This is a genomic window from Xanthomonas cissicola, from assembly GCF_008801575.1.
GTDB lineage: Bacteria > Pseudomonadota > Gammaproteobacteria > Xanthomonadales > Xanthomonadaceae > Xanthomonas > Xanthomonas cissicola.
Window position 1 is genome coordinate 1 of sequence record NZ_VZPL01000296.1, and the last position, 250, is coordinate 250.

A 250-nucleotide genomic window follows, 5' to 3' on the forward strand; every position below is an offset into this window, starting at 1 on the left:
CTGCGTGCCTTCGAACACCTGCCGAAAGATTTTCGCAGAAAAGTACGGCTAAAAAAAATATCAGATGTCGACAGTGTTGATTTATTAGAAGCCAGACAGCAGTTCACGCTTCATCAGCTGTATCAGGGCGGTCTCAAGATTCAAGTGCAACAGATGATTTGAAGGCGGCGATTTCCGCTTCCATTGCTTCGCTAGGCGTTTTCCAGCCCAGTGTCTGGCGAGGACGGGTGTTCATCAGTAACGCGATGTG

Annotated in this window: 1 pseudogene; it reads right to left on the reverse strand. The window is 48.8% G+C overall.

What is annotated here, in order from left to right:
* Positions 1-133: 133 nt before the first annotated feature.
* Positions 134-250 (reverse strand): annotated as a pseudogene (locus F7R02_RS27740) (IS30 family transposase); the annotation flags it as partial.